The 10697-nt window shown below is 28.2% G+C and carries 9 protein-coding genes; all 9 read right to left on the bottom strand.

The genetic code is table 11. The features are described from left to right. Positions 1-133 precede the first annotated feature (133 nt). Complete coding sequence (locus CSGHG_RS06600) at positions 134-985, bottom strand: 3-hydroxybutyryl-CoA dehydrogenase (RefSeq protein WP_010293619.1); 852 nt, start codon at positions 983-985, stop codon at positions 134-136. Between the two features lie 514 nt (positions 986-1499). After that, entirely contained in the window at positions 1500-2501 is a 1002-nt protein-coding gene (locus CSGHG_RS06605) for an electron transfer flavoprotein subunit alpha/FixB family protein (protein WP_010293620.1), read from the bottom strand. A gap of 25 nt (positions 2502-2526) precedes the next feature. Further along, the gene (locus CSGHG_RS06610) at positions 2527-3306 is read right to left on the bottom strand and encodes an electron transfer flavoprotein subunit beta/FixA family protein (RefSeq protein ID WP_010293621.1); all 780 of its coding nucleotides are present in this window, start codon (positions 3304-3306) and stop codon (positions 2527-2529) included. Between the two features lie 13 nt (positions 3307-3319). Then, the gene (locus CSGHG_RS06615; RefSeq protein ID WP_010293622.1) at positions 3320-4459 is read right to left on the bottom strand and encodes an acyl-CoA dehydrogenase; all 1140 of its coding nucleotides are present in this window, start codon (positions 4457-4459) and stop codon (positions 3320-3322) included. 105 nt (positions 4460-4564) lie between these two features. Then, complete coding sequence (locus tag CSGHG_RS06620; RefSeq protein WP_010293623.1) at positions 4565-5344, bottom strand: short-chain-enoyl-CoA hydratase; 780 nt, start codon at positions 5342-5344, stop codon at positions 4565-4567. Positions 5345-5842: 498 nt separating this feature from the next. After that, positions 5843-6484, bottom strand: coding sequence for a redox-sensing transcriptional repressor Rex (locus CSGHG_RS06625; protein ID WP_010293624.1), 642 nt, complete (start codon positions 6482-6484; stop codon positions 5843-5845). Between the two features lie 1075 nt (positions 6485-7559). Continuing rightward, positions 7560-9473 (bottom strand): ribosomal protection-like ABC-F family protein, encoded by a 1914-nt coding sequence (gene abc-f / locus CSGHG_RS06630; RefSeq protein ID WP_010293626.1) that lies wholly within the window; start codon positions 9471-9473, stop codon positions 7560-7562. Positions 9474-9859: 386 nt separating this feature from the next. After that, entirely contained in the window at positions 9860-10018 is a 159-nt protein-coding gene (locus CSGHG_RS23100; protein WP_155844738.1) for a hypothetical protein, read from the bottom strand. Positions 10019-10506: 488 nt separating this feature from the next. Further along, positions 10507-10697: hypothetical protein (locus tag CSGHG_RS23575; protein ID WP_010293627.1), on the bottom strand; the 191-nt coding region annotated here is incomplete at its 5' end.

A 10697-nucleotide genomic window follows, 5' to 3' on the forward strand; every position in this document is an offset into this window, starting at 1 on the left:
GTCCACCATTGTCAAATGTCAATTGTCCATTATCAATTCCTAATTAATTGCCCTTAACCATATTTACAATGAACATTTTTACACAAAAAAAAGAACTTGAGGTGTTCTCAAGTTCTTTATATTTATATCAATTTTATTTGTGATAATCATAGAAACCTTTTTTAGTTTTTCTTCCAAGGTATCCAGCTCTAACATATTTTCTTAATAAACTGTTTGCTCTGTATTTAGAGTCTCCAGTTTCTTTATACATAACTTCCATTATTGCAAGACATATATCAAGTCCTATTAAGTCACCTAATGCTAAAGGTCCCATTGGATGGTTTGCTCCAAGCATCATTGCTTTGTCTATATCTTCTACAGTTGCTATACCTTGATCTAATATTCCAACTGCTTCATTTATCATTGGGATTAATATTCTATTTACTACGAATCCTGGACCTTCTTTTACTTCTACAGGGTCTTTTCCTATACTTTGTGTTAATTCTTTAACTGCGCTAAATGTTTCATCTGAAGTAGCCATACCTCTTATAATTTCAACTAATTTCATTATAGCTGCTGGGTTAAAGAAGTGCATTCCTATAACTCTATCTGGTCTATTTGTGCAGCTAGCTACTTCTGTTATTGAAAGTGAAGAAGTATTTGTAGCAAATATTGTTTCTGGTTTACAGATTTCATCTAGTTTACTGAAATAATGTCTTTTTGTTTCCATATTTTCAGCTATTGCTTCAATAATTAAATCAACATCTTTAACATCATTCATATCTAATGTTCCGTTGATTCTTCCTAAAATTTCACCTTTTACGTCTTCTGTAATTTTACCTTTAGTTACTAATTTAGTTAAAGTTTTATTTATACCTGCTAAATTTACATTTTGGAATTTATCCATATTTCTTACAAGCATTGTAACTTCATAACCTTTTGTAGCAAGTACTTGAGCTATTCCAGCTCCCATAGTTCCGGCACCGATTATACATATTTTTTTCATAACAAAACCCCCCAATTTTTAGTTGAAGCTGTTTAAATATATGACCCACTTAAAAATCCAATAGCTTATAAGTGCCCGATATATAAAACAACTAACTTAAACCTTATTTTTTTAAGTTTGTATTATTTTTAACTATCATAGATAAAATTTAATGATAATTAATAATCGATAATCAAAAATAAAATTTTTGATACTTTTTAAATAATTTTTGTATTATTAACTTATTAATTATCTATTATTAACTACCATGTTCATTACTATTTATATAATCTTTTGAAAATATTATTACAACTCTTTATAAGAATTGTATATATCACCTAATGTTTATTCCTTACTTTTAACTAATTTATAAAAGTTATATATGTTTTTACATTTTAAATTCATTAGATAAATTTAAATCAAAGTTTCTTTCCCTATGTTTTTCATATGTTTAATTTTTAAAGATGGAATTTAGGAATAATTCCTAAATTCACATCTTATTTGGTTATTATAAAAGTGTTATATTAACCACTTATTATTTCATAGCTTTTAATTGTTGAACTAATTCTGGAACAATTTTTTGATAGTCTCCAACTAATCCAACGTCAGCAACTTGCATTATTGGTGCATCAGCATCTTTATTGATTGCTATTATATAGTTACTGTCTTGCATTCCAGCTAAATGTTGGATAGCTCCAGATATACCACAAGCTATATATATTTGAGGTCTTACTGTTTTACCAGTTTGTCCAACTTGTAGTGCTTTATCTATCCAGCCATTATCAACAGCTGCTCTTGATCCTGATAAAGTTCCGCCGATTTCATCAGCAAGTTCTTTTAATATATCAAAGTTTTCTTTGCAGCCTACTCCTCTACCACCAGATACTAATATATCAGCTTCGATTATGTCAGCTACTTCTTTTAATATTTTTTTAACTTCTAAAACTTGAGTTCTGATATCAGATTTTTCTAATTCAAAAACAGCTTTTTCTATTTTAACTTCTTTGTTTGAATCTTTTTCAAGTTTTTCGAAAACTCCAGGTCTAACAGTAGACATTTGTGGTCTATTGTCTCCACACATGATAGTAGCCATTAAGTTACCACCAAATGCAGGTCTAGTCATTAATAAGTTTTTGTTTTCAGGATCTATATCAAGTGCTGTACAGTCAGCAGTTAATCCTGTTGATAATCTAGCAGCAACTCTTGGACCTAAGTCTCTTCCTATAAATGTTGCTCCTATGAATATTACTTCTGGTTTATGACTATTAGCTAAATCAGTTATAACTTTTGCATATCCATCAGTAGTATAATGTGCAAGTTCTTCTTTATCAGCTAATAAAACTTTATCTGCGCCGTAAGCAGTTAATTCTTTAGCCATACCTTCAACATTATGTCCTATTAATAAAGCTGTAAGTTCAACTCCTAATTTGTCAGCTATTTCTCTACCTTTTCCTAAAAGTTCTAATGAAACTTTTTGTAATTCTCCGTCTCTTTGCTCTGCAAATACCCAAACACCTTTGTAATCTGCTATATTCATGGTTCTACCCCTCCTATTTTTCCTACTAAATTAAGTGTTTCTCTTTTAGTTTACCTATTGCAATTGAAGCTGCTTCTTTTGGTGAAACTGTAAATATTTCACCTTGTCCTTTAGCTTCTTTAGCCCAAGATTTTTTAACCTTTGTAGGTGAACCTTTTAATCCTAGAAGGGCTACATCTACATCTATATCTTTAGCAGTCCATACTTTTATTTCTTTATTTCCTAATTCGAATATATTTCTTATATTCATATATCTTGGTTCATTTAAAGTTTCTATTGCAGTTAATAGAACTGGTGTTTTAACTTTGATATATTCATATCCATCTTCCCAAGCTCTTCTAACTTTTAATCCGTCTTCTAAAACGTCAACTTCTTCAACATATGTTATTTGTGGTAAGTTTAAATGTTCTGCAATTTCAGGTCCAACTTGTGCAGTATCTCCATCGATTGCTTGTCTTCCAGCAAATATTACATCATATTCTAATTTTTTGATTACTCCAGCTAATGCATGTGATGTAGCTAAAGTATCAGCACCAGCGAAAGCTCTGTCTGTTACTAATATTGCTTCATCAGCTCCCATTGCTAAAGCTTCTTCTAAAGCTTTTTGAGCTTGTGGAGGTCCCATTGTAACAACAGTTACATGAGCACCATGTGAATCTTTTAATCTTAATGCTTCTTCTAATGCACTTTTATCATCTGGATTTATTATTGAAGGAACACCATCTCTTATTAGAGTTCCTGTTTTTGGATCTATTCTAACTTCAGTTGTATCTGGAACTTGTTTTATACAAACAACTATTTTCATCGTTAATTACCCCCTATTTTAAAAGACTTCCTGCAATAACCATTTTTTGAACTTGAGAAGTACCTTCATATATTTCAGTTATTTTAGCATCTCTCATCATTCTTTCTACAGGATAATCTTTAGTATATCCGTATCCACCAAAGATTTGAACAGCTTTAGTTGTAACATCCATAGCTGTATTAGCAGCAAATAATTTAGCTCTTGCAGCTTCTACTGTATATGGTAGCTTATTATCTTTGTTGTAAGCAGCTTTATAAACTAATTGTCTAGCAGCTTCTACTTGAACATCCATATCTGCTATCATCCATTGAAGACCTTGGAATTTAGATAATGATCTTCCGAATTGTTTTCTTTCTTTCATGTAAGCTACAGCTTCATCTAAAGCACCTTGTGCAATTCCTAAAGCTTGAGCAGCTATACCAATTCTTCCTCCATCCAATGTTTTCATTGCGATTTTGAAACCTTGTCCTTCTTTTCCAAGTAAGTTTTCTTTTGGAACTATACAATCTTCAAATACTAATTCTGTTGTTGAAGAAGCTCTTATACCTAATTTTTCTTCAACTTTTCCTATTGAAAATCCTTTAAAACCTTTTTCAACTATAAATGCTGAAATTCCTCTTGTTCCTTTAGATTTATCTGTCATAGCAAATACTATAAATACATCTGCAACTCCACCGTTAGTTATGAATATTTTAGAACCATTTAATATATAGTTATCTCCATCTAAAACAGCAGTTGTTTGTTGTCCTGATGCATCTGTTCCTGCGTTAGGTTCAGTTAAACCAAATGCTCCTATTTTTTCACCTTTTGCAAGTGGTGTTAAGTATTTTTCTTTTTGTTCTTGATTTCCGAACATATCTATTGGAGATGCACATAATGAAGTGTGTGCTGATAAAATAACGCCTGTTGTACCACAAACTCTTGATAATTCTTCAACAGCCATAGCATAAGAAACGTTGTTTCCACCTGCTCCTCCAAATTCAGTTGAAAATGGAATACCCATCATATTGTATCTTGCCATTTTCTTTACATTTTCCATTGGAAATTCTTCTGTTATATCTATTTCAGCGGCAATAGGTTTTACATCTGTTTCTGCAAACTCCCTTACCATTTGTCTTACAAATTCTTGTTCCTTAGTTAATGAAAAATTCATACTCCCCATTCCTCCTATTTAATTTTTAAAAGGCTAATTTTCTTATTTTTTTAAATTTCAAACTTGATTTTCCATTACAATTACGTATTAAAATGAGTTAAAGGATTACATATTTTTAAAGTTTTTATCCCTTTTCTCTAAAAACGCTTTCATACCTTCTTTTTGGTCATAAGTACTAAAACACATACCAAAAGCTTCTGATTCATAATTTAACGCACTATCAATGTCCATCTGCATACCTTTGTTTATTGCTTCCTTACAAAGTTTAACTGCAACTGGTGCATTATTGCATATTTGTTTTGCCATATTCATAGCTTCTTCCATTAAAACTTCTGGTTCTACAACCTTATTTATAAGGCCTATATTAAATGCTTCTTCTGCTTTTATTATGTTAGCTGTGAATATCAACTCTTTAGCTTTACACTCTCCCACAAGTCTAGCTAATCGTTGTGTTCCACCAAAACCTGGTGTTATTCCAAGTCCAACTTCTGGTTGTCCAAACTTAGCTTTTGCTGATGCGATTCTAATATCACAAGCCATAGAAAGTTCGCAACCTCCACCTAGAGCAAAACCGTTAATAGCAGCAATAACAGGTTTGTCCAAAGTTTCTAATCTTCTGAAAACTTTGTTTCCAAGTATTCCAAAGGCTCTTCCTTCTAATGCATTCAATCCTTCCATTTCTGAAATATCAGCTCCTGCAATAAAAGCTTTACCTTCCCCAGTTAAAATAACAGCATAAATCTCATTGTCTTTTTCAATTAAATCAATGACATTGTCCAACTCTTTTAAAGTTTCTGAATTTAAAGCATTCAATGCCTTAGGTCTATTAAATTTTACAATACCTATGTTTCCATCCTTTTCAAGGATAATATTTTTAAATTCCATAATGCTGTCCCCCATGAATATTTTCCCACAAATTGTTATATAATTCACAATTTTTACTAAAAATAATAATTGAAGTCCATCAACTTCAATTACTATTATATCCTCACTGGTATATATTTGCAACATAAGTTGATGATTTTTTCTGAATTATTTTAATTAATTATTAATTTTAGTAATTTCATTTGTTTGTAAAATTAAAACAATTTATGTTTTTATTTAACAATGTAAAGGCCCTACAGGTTTTGTCACTATATTCTTTAACTAAGATTAGTATAGAAAAGTTTCATAAAACCCTATTTTCTTTACATCTCACTAAATAATGTATGATTTATTTTTTTTATTATGTATTAAAATTCTTTCATTTTTTTAAACATTTTGTGTATTTGTTAACAAAATATTTACTTCTGTTTTTTATCCTTAAATCTCTTTTTTTCTACAAAAAAGTGAAAAAGATCATCTCAATTTTATTTTCTATTTTTGATGACCTTTTCACAAAAGCTATTCAGTTAATTTACTTTCATTTAGTAAATAACTTAAAGTCATTAAACTTTCGCTTAAATGAACATTTTCTACTATTACATCACTTGGAACTTTTAAATCTACTGGCGCAAAATTCCATATAGCTTTAATTCCTGATGATGTTATAATATCGCAAACTCCTTGTGCCCTTTCTTTTGGCACACAAATTATTGCAATATCTACTTCATTATTTTTAATAAAGCTTTCTAAATTATCTATATCTTCTATAGATACATCTCTTATTCTTAAGCCAATAAGTTTAGGATTTATATCAAATATTGCCTTTAAATCAAAGGACATTCTTTGAAAATAAGTATAATTTGCTATAGCTTGCCCGATATTACCTGCACCTATAATTATTGTATTGTACTCTTTATCTAATCCTAAAATCGAAGATATTTGAGCTAATAATTCTTTTACATTATATCCATATCCTTGTTGACCAAAATCGCCAAAACAATTTAAATCTTGTCTTATTTGTGAAGCTGTAAAGCCTATCTTTTCACTTAATTCATTAGATGATATTCTATCCACATCATTTTCTGCAAGTTCTTTTAAATATCTATAATATTTAGGAATTCTCTTTATAACTGCCATTGATATATTTTTCTTTCTATCCAAAAAAAACACCTCCAAAAATATATTTTTAAAAGGTAAATCTAAAAAATAATCATATATGATTATTTCAAATCTTTGTACCTAATCACAAAGACTTTTTCCTTTTTATTTTTAAATTGAATTTATAATAACTAAATCTAACTATAGGTTTCAAAATAACATTTTTATTTATACATTTTAAACTTTAGAAACCTACTTATAGGATTCCAAAATAACCTTTTAAATTATTCATTGAAAATTTTGGACACTTTTCAAGTAAGCATACACTTGATAATATCTAAAATCTAAAAAATATATAAATTAAAACTTTTCTATATTTCTATATTTTATTAATAAGCTTAACTCTGAATTTTTATAAATATTCTAACTCAATTATTCCTCAACTAAAATTTATTTTACAGAATTACAGAGTTACTTTATTCATATATTATGTAAAATAATATTTTTTATTTTTCAATTGTAAGTTTCATTTCAAAATTATCGTATACATATTTAATAATACATATAATTTAAATATAATTAAATCTAAGAATTTATATAGAAAGACTATAATTAATAAAATATCGTTTATATTTTACCATATTACTTGAAATTTGTTTATATATATTTTCAAAATTGTTTCATTCTTTTCTCTATTTTCTTAATATTCACCTTGTTTTTTCAATAAATTTAAACATTTATATATAAATCTTAATTTTTTTGTTATTTATTAAACTAATTTATATGTGTAAAATTTTAATTTCAAAACAAATGAAACATGTACTATAAATATATGTTTCTAAATACAAATATACCTTAACTATACCTATTTTTCATTTATTTATACATTTATTTAAATTGTTCATTACATCATTAATTAGATAATAAATTTTTATTTTTTTATACAAATTAGAAGAAATATAAACATTATTGTTTTTAACATATAAAAAAACTTTTAGTATTACTATAAGTATAGCAAATAGTTGTTATATTACCTATTTATTATATAATTTATAAATTTAAGTATATTTTTATATAAATAATTTGTATTAATTTAAAGTTAAAAGAAACTGGACTAATCCAGTTTCTTCTTAAATTCTTATAAATTCTCTTCCCATTCTTCATATAAGTTAGATAGTAATTCTTCCTTTTCACCTAATAATTCATTTACCTCTACACTTTTTTCTGGATTAGAATATATTTCTTCTTTACAAAGCAATTCTTGAAGCTTTTCTATTTCACTTTCTGTTGTTGCTATTTTTTCTTCAAGATTTTTTAAATACTTTTGAATTTCTCTTTGTTTTTTCTCTTCTTCCCTTTTTTTCTTCTTATCTAATTTTATTTGAGTTTTCGTAATCCCACTACTTTGTTCTTCTTGTTCAAATCTTAAAGGGTTGTTTTTCTTCTCTATATAATAAGAATAATTTCCTAAATATTCTTTTATTCCATCTTCATTTAGTTCAAAAATTTTACCTACCACTTTATTTAAGAAATATCTATCGTGAGATATTACAAGTACTGTTCCATCATAAGATAATATAGCATCCTCTAAAGCTTCTCTTGAAACTATATCTAAATGGTTTGTAGGCTCATCTAGAAGTAAAAAATTATTTTGAGATAACATAAGTTTTAGAAGATTTATTCTACATTTTTCTCCGCCACTCAACTTTTCAATTTTTTTAAACACATCATCACCTCTAAATAGAAATGCTGCAAGATATGTTCTTATTTCCGTGGTGGTTAATTCTGGAAAATCATCCCAAACCTCATCTATTATTGTTTTATTCAAATTTAAATTAGATTGTTCCTGATCGTAATAACCTATGTTTACATTTTTACCCAATACTTTAGTTCCACTATCTGGTTGTATTTCATCCATAATTATTTTAAATAATGTAGTTTTTCCTCTACCATTTTCACCTATAAGCGCAATTTTATTTTCTCTTTTTATATCCATATTAACGCCTGTAAATAATACTTTTTCCCCATAACTTTTACTTAATTCTTCAACATATAAAACATCATTTCCACTCTTTATTCTAGTTTCAAAATTAATTCTAGATGCCTTTTGGTCTTTATGTGGTGCTTCTATTCTTTCAATTTTATCTAACGCTTTTTGTCTACTTTCTGCTGCCTTAATGCTTTTTTCACGGTTAAAAGACTTATACTTTTGAATTATCTCTTCTTGTCTTTTAATTTCTGCTTGTTGTAAACTAAATGCCTTTAATGCCACTTCGTAATTTTTCTTTTTCAAATCAATAAATGCTGTATAATTACCATTATATATTTCAGCCATACCATATGATATTTCTATAGTTTTATTAGTAACTGCATCTAAGAAAAATCTATCATGGGAAATTATAATAATGCTACCCTTGTAGCTCTTTAAATATTCCTCTAACCATTCTATAGCATCTAAATCCAAATGATTTGTTGGCTCATCTAAAAGCAATATTTCTGGTTTTCTAAGTAAAAGCTTACAAAGGGCTACTCTAGTCTTTTGGCCACCACTTAATATACTTATTGGCTTTTCAAAATCTTCTTCAAAAAATCCTAATCCTTTCAAAACTCTGCTTATCTCACCTTTATAAGTATATCCACCTCTATGTTGATATAACTCTGTTAAGGTTGTATAATCCTTTATTAACTTATTGTGATAGTCAGCTTTAGCTTCATCATATGGTTCATTCATCTTTTCTTCTAATGTCTTCATTTTTCTTTCCATATTTAAAAGTTCTTCAAAGACTAATAGTAGTTCACCATATATAGTATTGTCTGACTCTAATGATAGATTCTGAGATAAATACCCCACCTTTTTGCTTTTATCTATAAAAAGCTCTCCACTATCGTATTCTATCTGTGAAGTTAGTATTTTAAACAACGTAGACTTACCTGCTCCGTTAGCACCTATAAGTCCTATCTTTTCTCCTTCATTAATACTAAAAGTAATGTCTTTTAAAATAACATCTATTCCAAAACTCTTATGAATTTTATTACAACTTAAAACTATCATTGTTTTTTCTCCTTTACTATAGTAATGCTAATTTATATATATTTAAATTCCTACTTTATCAATTGTAGGTACAGTATTTTTTTACACATAATTATATTTTACTATAATACCATTATTTTTTACATTACTTTATTTGTTTAGTTAATATTTTGATATAAAATTAAAAACACTAACTTAGATTTGTATGTATTACTACTCACTTCGTTCATACTAATACTAAACGTACCTTTAAATCTACAAAAATAAAACTTCTAAATAAGTAATTATCCAAGATTTTTATGCCATCACAAGAGGGACAGGTTCGTTTGTATCTATTTTCTTCGTTTAAACTATAGATTCCACAATTGCTGTATTCCCATAATAAAATAAGTGAAGAACCAGTACCCCTATTTGGGTTTTAGTGAAATTTTCAAACAAGCAATTGCCCCTAGTGTTGACTCCATTACAAATGGGACAGGCACGTAAGGTCTACTTTCTTTGTTAACACTTGATACTCTTCTAGTTTTATATTTTTCTACTAATAAATCGAAGCCAGTCCCGAACACCTGAATAAGCAATTTTTCTAAATTTATACTCCATCACAAGTGGGACAGGTTCATTTTGGGCTATTTTCTTCGTTTAAACTGTAGATTCCACAATTGCTGTATTCCCATAATAAGATAAGTAAAAAACCAGTACCTAATAGATACGCTGCTTTGCAGCTCAAGTACTGGTTCTTTGCTCGGTAATTTATTTTATCCAGCCTATTTTATTGAGTACTAAAGTTTTTTATGGTGCTACAACCTAAGTGAACCTGTCCTTACTTGTTATGGCTGTGAACTTTGAATATAACTTAATTTAATTTCTTAAATTTAGAATTTACTCCCTTAAATTCTAAAGAAACTGGTAGTCCAGTTTCAACCAACATTGTCAATTGTCCTTTGTCCATTGTCAATTTTTAAACCAATTGTCCATTGTCAATTTTTAAACCAATTGTCCATTACCAATTTTTTTAACTCTTTCCACTAAAAAAAGCCCCTAAGGGCTCTTTTTATTATCTAACTACTTGTAATTTTAATTCTGTTTCATTTCCATTACTATCTACAGCTTTTAGTAATATAAAGTCCCCATTTTTAACATCTTTAACATCTACTGAGAAGTCATATCCATTTACTTCTGGTCCTACAGGTGTTGGATAATCTGATACTTTAATAAGTTCACCATTTACATAGAACTTATAACCCC

This window comes from Clostridium senegalense JC122 (genome assembly GCF_000285575.1).
Classification (GTDB): Bacteria; Bacillota; Clostridia; order Clostridiales; family Clostridiaceae; genus Clostridium_J; species Clostridium_J senegalense.

Bases quoted from the DNA above. Each gene is read 5' to 3' on its own strand.
- CSGHG_RS06610 (WP_010293621.1), bottom strand. From the start codon at position 3,306: ATGAAAATAGTTGTTTGTATAAAACAAGTTCCAGATACAACTGAAGTT.
- abc-f (WP_010293626.1), bottom strand. From the start codon at position 9,473: ATGATAGTTTTAAGTTGTAATAAAATTCATAAGAGTTTTGGAATAGAT.
- CSGHG_RS06600 (WP_010293619.1), bottom strand. From the start codon at position 985: ATGAAAAAAATATGTATAATCGGTGCCGGAACTATGGGAGCTGGAATA.
- CSGHG_RS06605 (WP_010293620.1), bottom strand. From the start codon at position 2,501: ATGAATATAGCAGATTACAAAGGTGTTTGGGTATTTGCAGAGCAAAGA.
- CSGHG_RS06615 (WP_010293622.1), bottom strand. From the start codon at position 4,459: ATGAATTTTTCATTAACTAAGGAACAAGAATTTGTAAGACAAATGGTA.
- CSGHG_RS06620 (WP_010293623.1), bottom strand. From the start codon at position 5,344: ATGGAATTTAAAAATATTATCCTTGAAAAGGATGGAAACATAGGTATT.